The organism is Pantoea sp. RIT-PI-b, from assembly GCF_001187905.1.
In the GTDB taxonomy this organism is placed as follows: Bacteria; Pseudomonadota; Gammaproteobacteria; order Enterobacterales; family Enterobacteriaceae; genus Pantoea; species Pantoea nemavictus.
Window position 1 is genome coordinate 232,645 of the sequence record NZ_LGIS01000012.1, and the last position, 16,102, is coordinate 248,746.

Consider the following 16,102-nt stretch of genomic DNA (forward strand, 5'->3'; position numbering starts at 1 on the left):
AGATTTAAGTTCTGGTCTGCATGTGTCGACTCACAGCAGCAGACCAGACTTATTTAAGGCTCAAACATGTCGTCTCAACTCATCGTTAAATCCGTCGTTGAAATCGGGTGCTGTAAAGTGTGTCAGGGCGAAGCCTCACTGTATGGTGTCACCGATTTTAATACTGCCTGTTATGCGCAAAATGCCAGTCGTTACGTGTATCCACTAACTGGTGTGCCGATTTATTACCATCAGTGCCAGCGCTGTGGTTTGGTGTATACCCACGCGTTTGATGACTGGACGCCGGAAGATTATGCGCAGCATGTGTACAACGAAGGCTATGCTGAGTTTGATCCCAATTATGAGATCGAACGCCCGCGCAAAAACCGCGATCTAATTTTGGCTCTATTTAAAAAGTTTCATGGCAAAAAGATGCTGGATTACGGCGGCGGTACTGGCACGCTGGCGCGCTTAATGCAGGAAGTGGGCATTGATATGGTTGCCTGGGATCCGTTTGTGCCTGGTGACTATCCGCAATTAAACTCGTTTGAATTTATAACCTGTTTTGAAGTGTTTGAGCACACGCCTGATCCGCATAAAACGTTGGGGGAAGTGTCAGGCTTTTTGAAAAAGGGCGGGGTGTTTTTCTTCAGCACAGGCACCACGAATGAAGTGAGCCATTTGGGAATGAATGATTGGTATATCGCGCCACGCAATGGGCATATCACGATTTATTCGGAAGCATCGCTCAATGCGCTGTTTGAGGCGCATGGTTTCCAGATTACGCATCTCAATCGCTGGAGCCATGTGGCGATGAAGATGGTGGCGTAACGCTCGTCAGTTAAGCGAGAATCGGTCACCATGAATGGCGACCCTACATTTACAGAGCTGGGTTTTCGTAGGGTCGCCATTTATGGCGACCTGGTGACTCAAAGCTTCTCCACCGCCCACGCAATCCCGCTCGCATACTCTGCCGGTAGCAGCGGCACCAGCGCATTTAAGGCTTCCGCCAACCGCGCGTGATCGCTATCGGTCAGATTCAGATGCCCCACCTTGCGGCCAGCGCGCACCTCTTTGTCATACCAATGCAGATGCACCAGCGGTTGTTGCAGCCACGCCAGATTCACATCGGTGCCGATCAGGTTCACCATCACCGACGGCGCAAACATCACCGGTTGCGGCAGCGGCAAGCCGAGCACGGCGCGCAGATGCAGCTCAAACTGGCTGATGGACGCGCCATTTTGCGTCCAGTGACCGCTGTTGTGCACGCGCGGGGCCAGTTCGTTGATCAGCAAACCGGCTGGCGTAATGAAACACTCCATCGCCATCACGCCGACGTAGTTCAGCTCATGCATGATGGCGCTGAGCATCGCTTCCGCCTGCTGTTGCTGCGCGGCATCAGCCTGCGGGAAGGCGACGCTGGTGCGCAGAATGCCGTCCTGATGCAGGTTGTGCGTCAGCGGATAAAACACCGTGCTGCCATCGTGGCCGCGCGCACCGACCAGCGACACTTCACCGCTGAAGTTAATGCCTTGCTCAACGATGCATTCGCCGTAGCACTCATCCGGCAGCGCATCGGTTTCATTGGCGCGCAACCGCCACTGTCCGCGGCCGTCATAGCCGCCGGTACGACGCTTCACAATCGCCAGCTCGCCCAGCGAGCTGAACACCTGCGACCACTCGGCTTTATCCGCCAGCAGCTGCCACGGCGCGGTGGCGAGGTTTAACTGATCCAGCAGCTGTTTTTGCGTCAGACGATCGGCCAGACGCGGGAAAATATCGCGATTCACAAACGCCGGATGGCTCGCCAGTTCGCGGGTTAACGCGGTTTCTGGCCAGCGTTCGATCTCGGCGGTAATCACGCTTTCGGCGATCGGCAGCGCAGAGGGTTCTGCATCCAACCCGACCGGATAGACCGCGATGCCGAGCGGTTCACCCGCCTGACGCAGCATGCGGCCTAACTGACCGTTTCCTAATACGCAAACCGGCTTCATGCGTCCTCCCGCGGATCCGGGTTGTTCAGCACTTCATCGGTCTGCGTTTGACGCCAGTTGGCGATACGCGCGGACAGCGCGCTGTCGTGAATCGCCAGAATCTGCGCCGCCAGCAGGGCAGCGTTGGCGGCACCGGCTTTACCAATCGCCAGCGTTCCCACTGGAATGCCGCGCGGCATCTGCACGATGGAGTAGAGGCTATCGACGCCGCTCAGCGCGGCGCTTTGCACCGGCACGCCCAGCACCGGCACCAGCGTTTTGGCGGCCAGCATGCCCGGCAAATGGGCTGCACCGCCGGCACCGGCGATAATCACCTGAAAACCGTTGTCGGCGGCGGTTTCCGCGAAGCTGAACAGTTTGTCGGGTGTACGGTGAGCTGAGACCACTTCAACGTGGAAGGGCACATCCAGGCTGTTAAGAATTTCCTCGGCGAACTGCATGGTAGCCCAGTCACTTTTAGAACCCATGACAATGGCGATACGGGCCGGGGTGGCGTTGGATGACATGCGGTCAACTCCTGTGAATATGCAAACGAACCTGGCCGGGCGGGCAGGCGAAGAAGGGCACAGAGAATAGCATGAGATGGCAGCAAGGAAAACGGTTGCGTAGGCGGAAAACGGGCATTTACGCCCGGATGTCAGAAGGGAAATTCGATCAGGCTTACGCCGCTGGCATCAAGCTGAATCATCGAGCCATGCTCATGCCAGGCACCGAGCACCGCGCGCTGAGCATTTTCGCCGTGCAGCGAGAACGGATGAATCGCCGGGCGATGCGTGTGGCCGTGAATCAGTATCTGCAGCTTGTGGCGCATCATCGCATCCTCAACGGCGTGCTGATTGACGTCCATAATGCTGACCGACTTGTGCTGATTGGCCTGTTTGCTGCCATTACGCATGCGCGCGGCAATGCGCATGCGCAGGCGCAGCGGCAAAGCAAGGAACAGACGCTGCAACCAGCGCTGATGCACTTTGGCGCGAAAACGCTGATAACCTTCATCGTCGGTGCACAGGGTGTCGCCGTGCATGATTAATACGCGATGTCCGTACAGATCCAACACCTGCTCTTCCGGCAGCAGCGTCATGCCAGAAGCCCGCGCAAAGCGCTGGCCGAGCAGGAAGTCGCGATTACCGTGAATGAAGAATTTCGGTACCGGCAGCGCCTTAAGCACCGCAGCAATTTGCTGATGCAGTGGATTCGGATCGTCGTCGCCGATCCAGGCTTCAAACAGATCGCCAAGGATGTAAAGCGCATCGCACGAACGCGCTTCACCCTGCAAAAAATGCAGAAAACCGGCAGTAATTGCCGGTTCTTCATTGCACAGATGCAGATCTGCGATAAACAGCGTGCGCGACATTACTCGCTAACAGTCACTTTCTGGATGACAACGTCTTCAACCGGAACGTCCTGATGCATGCCGCTACGGCCAGTTTTCACCGCTTTGATTTTCTCAACCACGTCCATGCCTTCAACCACTTCAGCGAACACACAGTAACCCCAGCCTTGCAGGCTTTCGTCACGGAAATTCAGGAAGTCGTTGTCTGCTACGTTGATAAAGAATTGCGCAGTGGCCGAGTGTGGAGCCTGCGTACGCGCCATCGCCAGCGTACCTTTGGTGTTTTTCAGGCCGTTGTTCGCTTCGTTGCGGATATCGGCTTTGGTGTCTTTCTGCTTCATGCCAGGCTCAAAACCGCCGCCCTGAACCATGAAACCGTTGATTACGCGATGGAAGATAGTGTTATCGTAAAAACCTTCCGCGCAGTATTCCAGGAAGTTCTTCACGGTAGCCGGCGCTTTGTCATCGAAGGTTTTAATTACGATATCGCCATGGTTCGTCTGGAAAGTGACCATTATTTTCTTCCTGTCAGGTTTGTCGTCAGTGTCGTCTGCCGCGCCTGCAAGGCGGCGAGGCATTTTTGTAGACGCTTCTTATATCACAATTTCCAATAACGCGTCAGTAACCGGACGGCAGTTGGCAACCGAGCGATGCACAACTGAGAAAAATACGGCACAATAACCGGCTTGATGCCGTGCAGTTGGGCAACGTAGTTTCGGTCGCCATGAATGGCGACCCTACAAAATCGCACCGGTACGCTGTAGGGTCGCCATTCATGGCGACCGCGATGCACTTAACTGACTTTTTTAACGTTCGAATCCCGCACACGTAAAACAAACGGAACCGTTCAATGCTAAAGATTTATAACACCCTGAGTCGACAGAAAGAGGAATTCAAACCCATCCATGCCGGTGAAATCGGTATGTACGTGTGTGGTATTACGGTTTACGACCTCTGTCATATCGGCCATGGGCGTACCTTTGTGGCATTCGACGTGGTGGCGCGTTACTTGCGTTACGTGGGCTATCAGCTGAAGTATGTGCGTAACATCACCGATATCGATGACAAAATCATCAAACGTGCCAATCAAAATGGTGAAAGCATTGAAACGCTGACCAACCGCATGATCGCCGAAATGCATAACGATTTCGCCGCACTCGGCATTCTGCCGCCGGATCTGGAGCCGCGCGCCACGCGCCATATTGATGAGATCATCGAGCTGGTCGGCACGCTGATTGAACGTAATCACGCTTACGTCGCTGACAATGGCGACGTGATGTTCGACGTGCTGAGCGACAAAGCTTACGGCGTGCTGTCGCGTCAGGATCTGGAACAGCTGCAGGCCGGTGCGCGCGTCGAAGTGGCGGACGTGAAGCGCAATCCAATGGACTTCGTGCTGTGGAAAATGTCCAAAGCCGACGAACCGGCGTGGAATTCGCCGTGGGGCAATGGCCGTCCAGGCTGGCACATCGAATGTTCGGCGATGAACTGCAAACAGCTCGGCACCCATTTCGACATTCACGGCGGCGGCTCGGACCTGATGTTCCCGCACCATGAAAACGAAGTGGCGCAATCCACTTGCGCGCACGATGGTCCGTATGTGAATTACTGGATGCACTCCGGCATGGTGATGGTTGATCGCGAGAAGATGTCGAAATCGCTGGATAACTTCTTCACCGTGCGCGATGTGTTGCAGCATTACGATGCCGAAACCGTGCGTTACTTCCTGATGTCGGGCCACTATCGCAGCCAGCTGAACTACGGCGAAGATAACCTCAATCAGGCGCGTGCGGCGCTTGAGCGTTTGTACACCGCGCTGCGTCACACCGACGTCAACGCTACAGCGGCGGGTGGCGAAGAGTTCGAAGCGCGTTTCCGCACCGCGATGGATGACGACTTCAACACGCCGGAAGCCTATTCGGTGTTGTTTGATATGGCGCGTGAAGTGAATCGTCTAAAAAGCGAAGATAAAGCGGCGGCCGATGCGCTGGCGGCGAAACTGCGCCAGATTGCCAATGTGCTCGGCATTCTGCAGCAGGACCCAGAGCAGTTCCTGCAGAGCGGTGCGCAGGTCAATGACGACGAAGTGGCGGAGATCGAGCATTGGGTGAAAGCCCGTTCCGACGCGCGTGCAGCCAAAGATTGGGCGCAGGCGGATGTGGCGCGCGATAAGCTCAACGAGTTGGGCGTGATCGTTGAGGATGGGCCACAAGGTTCCAGCTGGCGACGCAAATAACCGGAGAGGGCGAGAAATCGCCCTTTTTTATTATGGCGATAGAACAGATTCAGATTCACGGCTTCCGCTCGGTGCGCGATCTCACGCTACCGCTACAACAGCTCAACGTGGTGAGCGGACCCAACGGCTGCGGCAAATCCAATTTGTATAAAGCAGTGCGGCTGCTGCACGAAGCGGCCAGCGGGCGCTTAGCGTTGGCGCTGGCGGAAGAGGGCGGCATTCAGAAAGCGATGTGGGCAGGCGGCTTACGGCGCGGCGATCGACGCCACGATCCCAAACGTCTTTCATTGGCGGTGGTAATGGACGACATGGATTACCAGATCGATGTTGGTTTTCCTGAGCCATTAGCCACCAGCATGTTCAATCTTGATCCGCTGGTGAAAGAGGAGCGCTTGTGGATGAGCGGTCAGCGGCGACGTCCTTCTTCCTGCATCCTGCAACGCACTAATCAAACCGCTTTCCTGCATAACGTTGATGGCGAACGCGTGAGTTATCCGGCGGTGCTGCATCCGGAAGAGTCGCTGTTTGGGCAACTGGGCGAACCGCATCTCTATCCCGAGCTTTCACAGGTGCGCGAACGGCTACGCCAGTGGCGCTTTTATCATGAGTTTGCCGTGTGGCCCGGTTCGCCGATTCGTGCGCCGCAGATTGGCGTGCGTGCGCCGGTGCTGAGCCATGATGGCAGCAATCTGGCGGCGGCGTGGGCCACCATCGTCGAGCGCGGTCATCACGAGCTGTTGTTTCAGGTGATGGATGACGCTTTCCCGGATACCGAATTTCACGTGGATGTGCAGAACGGGCGCTTTCAGATGCTGATGTCGCGGCGCGGAATTTTGCGTCCGCTGGAGAGTGCCGAGTTTTCGGATGGCACGCTGCGTTTTCTTTGCTTAGTGGTGGCGCTGCTCAGCCCGCGTCCGCCAGCGTTTATGGCGCTGAATGAACCGGAAAACAGCCTGCATGAAGATTTGCTGCCCGCGTTGGCGCGCCTGATCGCCGAAGCCAGCCAGTTCAGCCAACTGTGGATCACCAGCCATTCGCCAAAACTGGCGACGCTGATTGCCGAACATACGGCGGTGAATCATATCGAGCTGGAGCAAATAGAAGGGGAAACGCGCGTGGTGGGGGAAGAGCGTCTTTTGTAGGGTCGCCATTCATGGCGACCGTATCAATTACTGCACCTTACGTGATGACGCCATTCACGGCGACCATCAACTCATTACGCGACAACCGTAATCTTAAAGCCAGCAAACTCAACTTTCTGGCCTTCTACAATCTTGCAGCGCTTACGCGTTTCCACTGCGCCATCTACGCGTACTTCGCCTTCTGCAATCACCGCTTTCGCCTGCGCACCGCTCTGCACCCAACCTTCGAGTTTCAGCAGGTCGCACAAATCAACGTGGGCATGTTTACCGAGAGAAAAACTGGCCATTATGCCTCCTCAATGTCGTGAAATTCTTCGCACGCCGTCAGCGTGTTTTGGATCAATGTAGCGACCGTCATCGGACCGACGCCGCCTGGAACGGGCGTGATGTACGAGGCGCGTTCAGATGCCGCTTCGAACTCCACATCACCGACAACTTTACCGCTGTCGAGACGGTTGATACCGACATCAATCACCACCGCGCCCGGCTTGATCCAGTCGCCCGGAATAAAGCCCGGCTTACCGACCGCCACCACCAGCAGATCGGCGTGCTCAACGTGATGACGCAAATCTTTGGTGAAACGGTGCGTGACGGTGGTGGTGCAACCGGCAAGCAGCAGCTCCATGCTCATCGGACGGCCAACAATATTCGATGCGCCAACTACCACGGCGTTCAGGCCGTAAGTATCGATATTGTAGCGCTCCAGTAAGGTGACGATGCCGCGCGGCGTACATGGACGCAGCTTTGGTGCGCGCTGGCACAGACGACCGACGTTGTACGGATGGAAACCATCCACGTCTTTGTCGGGCACGATGCGCTCCAGCACTTTGACGTTGTCGATGCCGGCTGGCAGCGGCAGCTGCACCAGAATGCCATCGATCTCGTTGTCGTTATTCAGCTTATCAATCAGCTCTAGCAGCTCTGCTTCGCTGGTGGTGGCCGGCAGATCGTAGGAGCGGGAGATGAAGCCCACTTCATCACAAGCACGACGTTTGCTGGCGACATAGATCTGCGAAGCCGGGTTTTCACCCACCAGCACAACTGCTAAACCGGGCGCACGTTTACCGGCAGCCAGACGCTGCTGTACTTTTTCGGCAACCTCAAGGCGCACCTGCTGCGCAATCGTTTTACCGTCAATAATTTTTGCTGCCATCAGAGAGGAAATCCATCTGTAGAGGGTTAAATCGGGGATGGCGCCTATTCTGTCAGAAGCGCGTGCGGCTGTCAGGTAGAGATTCGCCCTCTACGCCGCTTTCCCGATTTTTCGCCGTGGCGCCAACCCGCGTTAGCGCTTATGATGCCCGGCAGTGAATGAGATGGATGACGTGATGATTTGGTTAATTCTCGCCACGCTGGCGGTGGTGTTCGTGGTCGGTTTTCAGCTGCTGACGGCCAGCTCGCGCCATGCGGTGCAGGCGCTCAATAAACGGTTGCAGCTGCCGCCGGTACATATCGAATCGATGTTGTCGCTGATGGGCAAAGAGGCGGCAAAAGAGTTTACCGACTACATTGCGGGCGATAACGACACGCATCTGCACAATGGCGCGGCGGTGCTGCTGATTTGGCAGGTGCTGATTGTCGATGGCAGCGACGAGAATAGGCAGCGCTGGCATGGCATTTTGAGCCGAGCGGGGTTTTCTGCGTTGATATCGAGGCAGCAGTTGTTGCTGGCGTTGGGATTTCTGCGCCAGCTGGAGCCGGACAGCCAGGAACTGCATGCGCTGCGCGACCAGTATAATGCGCACTTCACCCAGCAAGGGATTGAGCTGGAAGGCGAAACGGAGCAGGGCGGCAATCTGGTGTCGTTAAGCGACTGGCGCAAGCGGCATTAGGGGGGTTTGGTTAATCTGGCAGCACTCCACTGCTGTGGAAGGGCAAAAACGTTGACGCGCGAGCCGCTGGAAGTATAATCCGACCCAATCACTTTGCGCCCTTAGCTCAGTTGGATAGAGCACCGGCCTTCTAAGCCGTAGGTCACAGGTTCGAATCCTGTAGGGCGTGCCATCCTAAATTTTCTTCATTTTTATCTCTTTCCTTTAAATCCTTTCATCTTTAATCCTTGTCATACAGTTGGCTAGCTGTATTATTTTGCCCAATCCCTAAGTTCTGCTCTTATATAAAACAGTTGATGGTGCGGCATTCGCTCATGACTTTTATATGTGGCATCCCCTTATACAATTGCCGAAATAGTAGAACTAACCACTTTGCATTTACTCAGGTTGCATAATGTCCAATCACAATTTTTCTCAAACTGCCGCTTTTCTCTGGTCGGTTGCCGATCTTCTGCGCGGAGATTTCAAACAGTCTCTTTATGGCCGCATCATTTTGCCATTTACGCTGCTGCGACGACTGGAATGTGTGCTTGAGGAGAGTAAAGAGGCAGTGTTGGCCCAGGCTGAGAAGCTGAAGTCAATGAAAGATCTGCCTGAAGAAGCTCAGGAAAAGTTTCTGTTACGTGCAACTAACGGTTTGTCCTTCTTCAATACGTCGCCAATGAACCTTGGAAAAATGGGGCAAAATGACATCGCTGACAACCTGCTGAATTATGTTGATAGTTTCTCAGCTGATGCGCGCCAGATTTTTGAACAGTTCAAATTTAGCGAGTATGTCGCGGAATTAAAGCACGCTAACCTATTGTTCAAAGTGGTTAAGCTTTTTGCCGTTACCGATCTGAGCCCGAAAAAAATATCTAATCATGATATGGGATTGGTGTTCGAAGAGCTGATTCGCCGCTTTGCGGAAAGCTCCAATGAAACCGCCGGAGAGCACTTTACGCCGCGTGATATCGTTCGTTTAACCACTTCGTTAGTGTTTATGGAAGATGACGACGCGCTGAGTAAGCCCGGTATCATCCGTACCATCTACGATCCCACTGCCGGAACCGGCGGCTTTTTATCTTCAGGCATGGAGTATGTGCACGATCTCAACCCCGAAGCGGTAATGCGTGCGTTTGGTCAGGAATTAAATCCGGAATCTCATGCCATCTGTAAAGCCGACATGCTGATCAAGGGGCAAGATGTTAGCCGCATTAAGCTGGGCAACACACTTTCTAACGATCAGCTCCCCGCCGACCAGTTTGACTACATGCTGTCGAATCCTCCCTTCGGCGTGGATTGGAAAAAGATTGAAGGCGAGATTAACGACGAGCACCAGCAGAAGGGCTTCAACGGCCGTTTTGGTCCAGGCCTGCCGCGCGTCTCCGATGGTTCTCTGCTGTTCCTGATGCACCTGCTTAGCAAAATGCGCGGCATTCATAATGCTGATGGCTCGGTAAGTAACGGAGGGCGCATCGGTATTATCCTTAATGGCTCGCCGCTGTTTACTGGCGGTGCCGGTAGCGGTGAAAGTGAAATCCGTCGCTATATTCTGGAAGCCGATCTGCTGGAAGGCATCGTCGCGCTGCCAAACGATATGTTCTACAACACCGGCATCGCAACCTACGTCTGGATCCTGTCGAACAAGAAATCCGCAGAACGTAAAGGCAAAGTGCAGCTGATCGACGGCACCAACCTGTGCGGAAAAATGCGTAAATCGCTGGGCTCCAAGCGCAACCTGATGGGTGAAGACGATATCCGGCTGATTACGCAGACTTTTGGCGATTTTAAGGTGGTTGATGCGACTTCGCTGGAAGAGCTTGGTCTGGACAAAGCTCCAGAGCAGAAATCCAACCGTGGCCGTCAGTCTGCCACTGTCAAAACCGAAACGACGAAAACCTTCGCCAGCAAAATCTTCAATACCACCGATTTCGGATATCGCCGCCTGACCATTGAAAGCCCGCTGCGTTTGTCTGCGCAGGTGACTGATGAAGCCATTGCCACACTGCGCTTTGCACCAAAGCCGTTTAATGCGCCGATGGAACGTTTATACGAGGCGTTCTCTGCACAGTGGCAGGATGATAATTACGGTGATTTTTCAGCAATTGAAGCGGAAGCCCGCGCCATTATCAAAGCAGAGTTTGCTGAGCTGAAAGAGAAGCAGATTAAAGACCTGCTGGACAGCAAACTGTGGCTGTCGCAACGCACGTTAATGGATAAAGCGCAGCAAATTCAGACAGCATTAGGTGCTCAGGCAGGTGGCAAAACAGAGGCCAGCAATGACTTTAATCAGTTCCAGCTCACACTAAAAGGGGCGATTAAAACAGCAGGCGTGAAGCTCGATTCGAAAGAGAATAAACAGTTTATCGACGCCATCACCGCTAAAAATCCGGATGCCGAGCCGGTAGTGAAGAAGGTGCTGAAAGAAGATGCTCAGCCGCTATACGGTGCGTTTGAGTATAAAGGCAAAGTGGTGGAGTTTGAGCAGGACGGCGATCTGCGTGATAACGAAAACCTACTGCTGAACCCGGCAGTTGCCACTAGCGATCTGATTGAAAATTACTTCAAAGCGGAAGTGCTGCCGCATGTGGCAGATGCGTGGATTAATGCCGATAAGCGCGATGCGAAAGATGGCGAAGTAGGCATTGTCGGTTACGAAATTCCGTTTAACCGTCACTTCTATGTTTATCAGCCACCACGTCCGCTGGAGAAAATTGATGCAGATCTGGATGCGGTTAGCGCCGAGATTATGAAGCTGCTGCAGGAGGTACATTCCTGATGAGCAGATATAAGGCGTATCCAGAATATAAAGATTCTGGTGTTGAGTGGCTGGGAGTCATTCCTAAACGTTGGGAAGTGTTACGACATAAGTATATTGCATATTTTACTAAAGGCAAAAATCCTGCTGTTCTGCTTGACGTTCCAGCTGAAAATACTCTCCCCTATCTCTCGATGGATTGTTTGAGAAGTAACTCAGTAGAGAAGCATGCAATAGTATCTACTGATGTTCGTATTGCAGTAGAGGATCAGCCATTAATTATTTGGGATGGATCAAATGCGGGAGAGTTTGTTTTAGGAAGAAGAGGTATTCTTTCTTCCACTATGGCAGCCGCAACCCTTAACTACCCTTTACATATAAAATACTACTGGTACTTGTGTATTGCAATCGAACCCGAGATGCGCAGGCATGCAACAGGCATGGGCATTCCACATGTAAATGGTGAAGAATTAAAAAACATTCAGCTTACAATTCCATCTTTTACGGAACAAAATACTATTGCCGATTTTCTTGACAACGAAACTGCAAAAATCGATAAGCTAATCGACAAGCAACAACAACTTATTGAACTGCTAAAAGAAAAACGTCAGGCAGTGATTAGCCATGCCGTCACCAAAGGGTTAAATTCTGATGTGCCGATGAAACATTCTGGTTTTAAGTGGTTGGGAGAAGTGCCGGAGCATTGGGACACTGCTCGAGTTAAGAATATATCTTCTTTTATTACATCTGGGCCAAGAGGTTGGTCAGATTTCATTACTGATGAGGGAAGTGAAATATTTCTTCAAAGTGGTGATTTGAACAATAATTTAGGTCTAGAGATTAATAAAGCGAAACGAGTGTCTCCACCTAAAAATGCAGAAGGAATCCGCACTCGACTGATAGAAGGCGATGTCGTTGTATGTATTACAGGTGCAAATACAGGCCGGATCGCGGTTGTTCCTAAGCTTTCACAAACAACTTATATCAATCAACATCTAAGCTTAATTCGTCCCCAAAGAACAAGGGTGAACTCTACTTTTTTAGGATTTAGCCTTACCTCAACTTCTGGGCGATCTTTTTTTGATGTTGCACAATATGGATTAAAAGAGGGCCTTAACTTAAGTAATATATGTGAAGCACCATTAGCATTGGCTCCAAAAAATGAACAAGACTTAATCGTAAATCATCTGAAATTTATTAATATTAAGTACGATCAGCTATCTAGAATATCTGCAACTCAGGTTGAATTACTTCAAGAACGACGCACTGCCCTTATCTCTGCCGCCGTCACCGGAAAAATCGACGTCCGCGGTTGGGTTGCCCCTGAAAAGCAGGAATTTGAGGAGCCACAGGAGACCACCGCATGAGCATGGACAGCACCAGGGAACTGATTTTTCAGGATGAAATGATTGCGCAAATGGTCGATCGCGGCTGGATTGTCGGTAAAGCTGACGACTACGATCGCGAGCGTGCTCTGTATTCACAGGATGCGCTGACTTTCGTGCAAACCACGCAGCCGCAGGAGTGGGAGAAGTTTACCAAAATCTATCCCACTGACACCGAACGTCACTTCCTTGATGCGCTGGTGGCACAACTGAAAAAAGCGGATATCAACGCGACCGATATGCTGTCGCGCACTTACGGTACGCTCGGCGTATTACGTCACGGTATCAAAAGCCACAGCGCACGTTTTTCGCTGTGTCAGTTTAAGCCGGAGCATAATCTCAATCCGGATACGCTGGCGCGCTACGAACAGAATATCTGCCGTATTGTGCCGGAGCTGGTTTACAGCCCGCACGCCTCTAAAGCCGCATTTGAAGAGACGGGCGTAAAGGCGAAGAAGTGGCGTATCGATCTGGTGCTGTTTGTGAATGGCCTGCCCATTGCTACGCTAGAGCTGAAGTCTGAGTTTAAGCAGGCAGTGCAAAACGCCATTACCCAATATAAGAAAACGCGTCTGCCAAAAGATCCTGGAAATAATAAACCAGAACCGCTGCTGACATTTAAACGCGGTGCGCTAGTGCACTTTGCCGTCAGCCAGTATGAAGTGTTTATGGCGACTAAACTCGATGGCGATAAAACCTTCTTCTTGCCGTTCAATAAAGGCACTAAAGAGGGCGGTGCGGGCAACGATATTCCAGAAAATGCCGATCGGTATGCCACCAGCTACCTGTGGAATGAGGTCTTGCTGCCGGACAATCTGCTGAAAATTCTCGCTAGTTTTGTGCATCTGCAAATTGAAGAGAAAGAAGACTGGCAGGGGCTGAAGTATAAAAAAGAGAGCCTTATCTTCCCGCGTTATCACCAATGGGATGTAGTCAACAAACTGATCACGGCAGCGGCAGAAGAAGGGACCGGCAATAAATATCTGATTCAGCACAGCGCGGGTTCAGGTAAATCTAATTCTATCGCCTGGACTGCCCACCAGCTTTCCCGGCTTTACGATGAGAAAGGCGAGAAGCAGTTCCATTCGATAATTGTCGTCACCGACCGAACCGTGCTGGACGATCAGCTGCAAGATACCATTTATCAGTTTGAGCATCAGGACGGCGTAGTCGGGCGCATTAACAATAAAGAGGGTGACGGTTCAAAATCGGAAAAGCTCGCCAGCGCGCTGGAAAACTCGCAGCCGATTATCATCGTGACCATTCAGACCTTCCCGTTTGTGCTGAAAGCGATTGAAAACAGCGTCAGCCTTAAATTGCGTAAATACGCGGTGATTGCCGACGAAGCGCACTCTTCACAAAGTGGTTCCACGGCGCGTCAGCTTAAAGAAGTGCTGATGACTGAAGAGGTGGATGACGATGTCGTAATGTCGTCAGAAGATGTTCTTGATGCTACCGTTGCCGCGCGTAAGGGCAGCAGTAATCTCAACTACTATGCATTCACCGCCACGCCGAAGCCGAAAACGCTGGAGTTATTTGGTCGCCGTCCTAATCCGCTTGAACCCGCCTCGAGAACCAATAAGCCAGAAGCATTCCATGTTTATTCCATGCGTCAGGCTATTGAAGAGGGTTTTATCCTCGATGTTCTGAAGAATTACACCAACTACAAGGTAGCCTATAAGCTGCTGCAAAAGCTGGACGATCCGGACCGCGAAGTAGACAGCAAAAAAGCCAAAATAAAACTCACGCAATGGGTATCGCTGCATGAGCACAACGTTTCACAGAAGGTGAAGGTCATCGTTGAGCATTACCGTAAGCATGTAATGCATCTGCTGGGCGGACAGGCGAAAGCGATGGTGGTCACCAGCTCACGTAAAGCGGCAGTACGCTACAAGCTGGCGTTTGATAAATATATCGCTGAAAACCACTACCAGAAAATTAGCGCGATGGTGGCCTTCTCGGGTGAGGTTGAGTTTGCCGAAAGCGATCACAACGCGCTCGCGCTGCTGAACCAGAAATTCACTGAAATCAATATGAATCCCGGTCTGAAAGGGCGGGATATGCGCAAAGCCTTTGATAGCGATGACTATCAGGTGATGCTAGTGGCAAACAAATTCCAGACCGGTTTTGACCAGCCCAAGCTCTGCGCCATGTATGTTGATAAAGCGCTGGGTGGGGTTGAGTGCGTACAGACACTTTCCCGGCTTAACCGCACTTATCCCGGTAAAGCCGAGTCAGGAACATTTGTGCTGGATTTCTGGAACGAGCCAGATGAAATTCTCAATGCTTTCCAGCCTTATTATCAGACGGCAGAACTCACTGATGTCAGCGATCCACAGTTGGTATTTGAGCTGTTCGATAAATTGCGTACCAGCGGTATTTTCCTGTGGAATGAAGTCGAACAGTTCTGTGAGGCGTTCTTTACCAAAAACAAATCCAGCGCGGCGATCAGTAATATCTGCAAGCCCGCAGTTGATCGCTGGAAACAGCGTTACATCTCAGCAATTGATGCTTATGTGCTGGCTAAAGAGATGTTTGAACGCACGAAAAAAACCGGCGATGTGGTGCTGATCACTAATGCAGAAAACACTTTCAAAGCCTGCAAGCAGGAAAAAGACAAGCTGGATATCTTCAAAAAGGATCTTGGCAGCTTTGTCCGCTTCTATGAGTTTATGTCGCAGATTGTTGACTATGATGACAAGGACCTGGAAAAGCTCAGCCTGTTTGCCCGACACCTGCGTCCGATGCTGCATGAACAGCGCATTGCAGAAGATGAGGTTGATCTTAGCAATGTAGAGATGAGTCATTATCGTCTATCAAAACTCCATGAGCAGCATCTTAGGCTGCAAGAAGATGCCGAAGAGTACAAACTCAAACCTAGCAACGACATGGGCACGGCAAAGCCTAAGAACCCGCAAGAAGAGTTCCTGTCAAACATCCTGGCGCGTCTGAACGATCTGTTTATCACCGACAATCTTAGCGATAAAGATATGATTAATTATGCTTTTTCCGTCAGAGACAAGTTATCTGAGAACCAGGCGGTAATGACGCAGATTGCCAATAACACGCGCGAACAGGCAATGCTGGGAGATTTCCCGAAAGCGATTGATGATGCCGTAATGGATAGCAATGATGCGCATCAGGAGATGATGATTCAGTACTTGTCGAATCCGGAGCTTGCGAAAGGGTTTGCTAGGGTGGTGTTTGATATGTTGAAGGGTGCTTGATTATTGGAGGGGCTTAAGATAGCCCCGTTATTTTAAATATCATCATGTTTTCTAATGGCTGCACGTATAACGCTGTTCAGCGACTCGATTGCATTCGAGATGTAGATAACGCGTCATCGCTATGTCATTGTGAGTCAATATTTCCGGCAGCTTACGCGTAATGACTGATACCATAGCTCTGATTCCAGAGGTGGCGCATTTCCCTGCGCGGTTTTACCTGCTCCAGATTAATCG

At 52.0% G+C, this 16,102-nt stretch carries 13 protein-coding genes and 1 tRNA gene; 8 read left to right on the plus strand and 6 right to left on the minus strand.

What is annotated here, in order from left to right:
- The first annotated feature begins 66 nt into the window (after positions 1-66).
- Complete coding sequence (locus AC790_RS02785; RefSeq protein ID WP_049850839.1) at positions 67-810, plus strand: class I SAM-dependent methyltransferase; 744 nt, start codon at positions 67-69, stop codon at positions 808-810.
- Positions 811-908: 98 nt separating this feature from the next.
- Here AC790_RS02785 and purK read toward each other — a convergent pair whose 3' ends face one another.
- The 4 genes from purK to ppiB form a co-directional block, all read right to left on the minus strand.
- Positions 909-1,973 carry a 5-(carboxyamino)imidazole ribonucleotide synthase gene (gene purK / locus AC790_RS02790; RefSeq protein ID WP_049850840.1) on the minus strand — a complete coding sequence of 355 codons (1,065 nt, stop codon included), beginning with the start codon at positions 1,971-1,973 and terminating at the stop codon, positions 909-911.
- Complete coding sequence (gene purE / locus AC790_RS02795; RefSeq protein ID WP_007890776.1) at positions 1,970-2,479, minus strand: 5-(carboxyamino)imidazole ribonucleotide mutase; 510 nt, start codon at positions 2,477-2,479, stop codon at positions 1,970-1,972. Before purE ends, purK begins: the two co-directional genes overlap by 4 nt.
- A 131-nt stretch (positions 2,480-2,610) precedes the next feature.
- On the minus strand, positions 2,611-3,327 hold the full coding sequence (gene lpxH / locus AC790_RS02800; RefSeq protein WP_049850841.1) for a UDP-2,3-diacylglucosamine diphosphatase: 717 nt from the start codon (positions 3,325-3,327) through the stop codon (positions 2,611-2,613).
- Positions 3,327-3,821 carry a peptidylprolyl isomerase B gene (ppiB, locus tag AC790_RS02805; RefSeq protein WP_049850842.1) on the minus strand — a complete coding sequence of 165 codons (495 nt, stop codon included), beginning with the start codon at positions 3,819-3,821 and terminating at the stop codon, positions 3,327-3,329. Before ppiB ends, lpxH begins: the two co-directional genes overlap by 1 nt.
- Positions 3,822-4,156: 335 nt before the next feature.
- Here ppiB and cysS point away from each other — a divergent pair, with 335 nt between their 5' ends.
- A complete protein-coding gene (cysS, locus tag AC790_RS02810) occupies positions 4,157-5,542 on the plus strand; it encodes a cysteine--tRNA ligase (RefSeq protein ID WP_049850843.1) in 1,386 nt (461 codons plus the stop codon).
- Positions 5,543-5,574: 32 nt separating this feature from the next.
- Positions 5,575-6,684: an AAA family ATPase gene (locus AC790_RS02815; RefSeq protein ID WP_007890772.1), complete on the plus strand. Its 1,110-nt coding sequence runs from the start codon at positions 5,575-5,577 to the stop codon at positions 6,682-6,684.
- Positions 6,685-6,758: 74 nt separating this feature from the next.
- Here AC790_RS02815 and ybcJ read toward each other — a convergent pair whose 3' ends face one another.
- On the minus strand, positions 6,759-6,971 hold the full coding sequence (gene ybcJ / locus AC790_RS02820; RefSeq protein WP_007890771.1) for a ribosome-associated protein YbcJ: 213 nt from the start codon (positions 6,969-6,971) through the stop codon (positions 6,759-6,761).
- Entirely contained in the window at positions 6,971-7,837 is an 867-nt protein-coding gene (gene folD, locus AC790_RS02825; protein WP_049850844.1) for a bifunctional methylenetetrahydrofolate dehydrogenase/methenyltetrahydrofolate cyclohydrolase FolD, read from the minus strand. The genes ybcJ and folD overlap by 1 nt, the downstream gene beginning before the upstream one ends.
- A 175-nt stretch (positions 7,838-8,012) precedes the next feature.
- Here folD and AC790_RS02830 point away from each other — a divergent pair, with 175 nt between their 5' ends.
- From AC790_RS02830 to AC790_RS02850, 5 genes are all read left to right on the plus strand, one after another.
- Positions 8,013-8,516 (plus strand): DUF1198 family protein, encoded by a 504-nt coding sequence (locus AC790_RS02830; RefSeq protein ID WP_049851208.1) that lies wholly within the window; start codon positions 8,013-8,015, stop codon positions 8,514-8,516.
- Positions 8,517-8,611: 95 nt separating this feature from the next.
- Positions 8,612-8,688 (plus strand) — tRNA-Arg (locus AC790_RS02835).
- A 222-nt stretch (positions 8,689-8,910) separates the two neighbouring features.
- Positions 8,911-11,277 carry a class I SAM-dependent DNA methyltransferase gene (locus tag AC790_RS02840; RefSeq protein WP_049850845.1) on the plus strand — a complete coding sequence of 789 codons (2,367 nt, stop codon included), beginning with the start codon at positions 8,911-8,913 and terminating at the stop codon, positions 11,275-11,277.
- Positions 11,277-12,623: a restriction endonuclease subunit S gene (locus AC790_RS02845; RefSeq protein WP_049850846.1), complete on the plus strand. Its 1,347-nt coding sequence runs from the start codon at positions 11,277-11,279 to the stop codon at positions 12,621-12,623. Before AC790_RS02840 ends, AC790_RS02845 begins: the two co-directional genes overlap by 1 nt.
- Positions 12,620-15,868 (plus strand): type I restriction endonuclease subunit R, encoded by a 3,249-nt coding sequence (locus AC790_RS02850; RefSeq protein ID WP_049850847.1) that lies wholly within the window; start codon positions 12,620-12,622, stop codon positions 15,866-15,868. Before AC790_RS02845 ends, AC790_RS02850 begins: the two co-directional genes overlap by 4 nt.
- The last annotated feature ends 234 nt before the right edge of the window (positions 15,869-16,102 follow it).

Bases quoted from the DNA above. Each gene is read 5' to 3' on its own strand.
- ybcJ (WP_007890771.1), bottom strand. From the start codon at position 6,971: ATGGCCAGTTTTTCTCTCGGTAAACATGCCCACGTTGATTTGTGCGAC.
- AC790_RS02815 (WP_007890772.1), top strand. From the start codon at position 5,575: ATGGCGATAGAACAGATTCAGATTCACGGCTTCCGCTCGGTGCGCGAT.
- purK (WP_049850840.1), bottom strand. From the start codon at position 1,973: ATGAAGCCGGTTTGCGTATTAGGAAACGGTCAGTTAGGCCGCATGCTG.
- ppiB (WP_049850842.1), bottom strand. From the start codon at position 3,821: ATGGTCACTTTCCAGACGAACCATGGCGATATCGTAATTAAAACCTTC.
- lpxH (WP_049850841.1), bottom strand. From the start codon at position 3,327: ATGTCGCGCACGCTGTTTATCGCAGATCTGCATCTGTGCAATGAAGAA.
- cysS (WP_049850843.1), top strand. From the start codon at position 4,157: ATGCTAAAGATTTATAACACCCTGAGTCGACAGAAAGAGGAATTCAAA.
- folD (WP_049850844.1), bottom strand. From the start codon at position 7,837: ATGGCAGCAAAAATTATTGACGGTAAAACGATTGCGCAGCAGGTGCGC.
- purE (WP_007890776.1), bottom strand. From the start codon at position 2,479: ATGTCATCCAACGCCACCCCGGCCCGTATCGCCATTGTCATGGGTTCT.
- AC790_RS02785 (WP_049850839.1), top strand. From the start codon at position 67: ATGTCGTCTCAACTCATCGTTAAATCCGTCGTTGAAATCGGGTGCTGT.
- AC790_RS02845 (WP_049850846.1), top strand. From the start codon at position 11,277: ATGAGCAGATATAAGGCGTATCCAGAATATAAAGATTCTGGTGTTGAG.
- AC790_RS02830 (WP_049851208.1), top strand. From the start codon at position 8,013: ATGATTTGGTTAATTCTCGCCACGCTGGCGGTGGTGTTCGTGGTCGGT.
- AC790_RS02850 (WP_049850847.1), top strand. From the start codon at position 12,620: ATGAGCATGGACAGCACCAGGGAACTGATTTTTCAGGATGAAATGATT.
- AC790_RS02840 (WP_049850845.1), top strand. From the start codon at position 8,911: ATGTCCAATCACAATTTTTCTCAAACTGCCGCTTTTCTCTGGTCGGTT.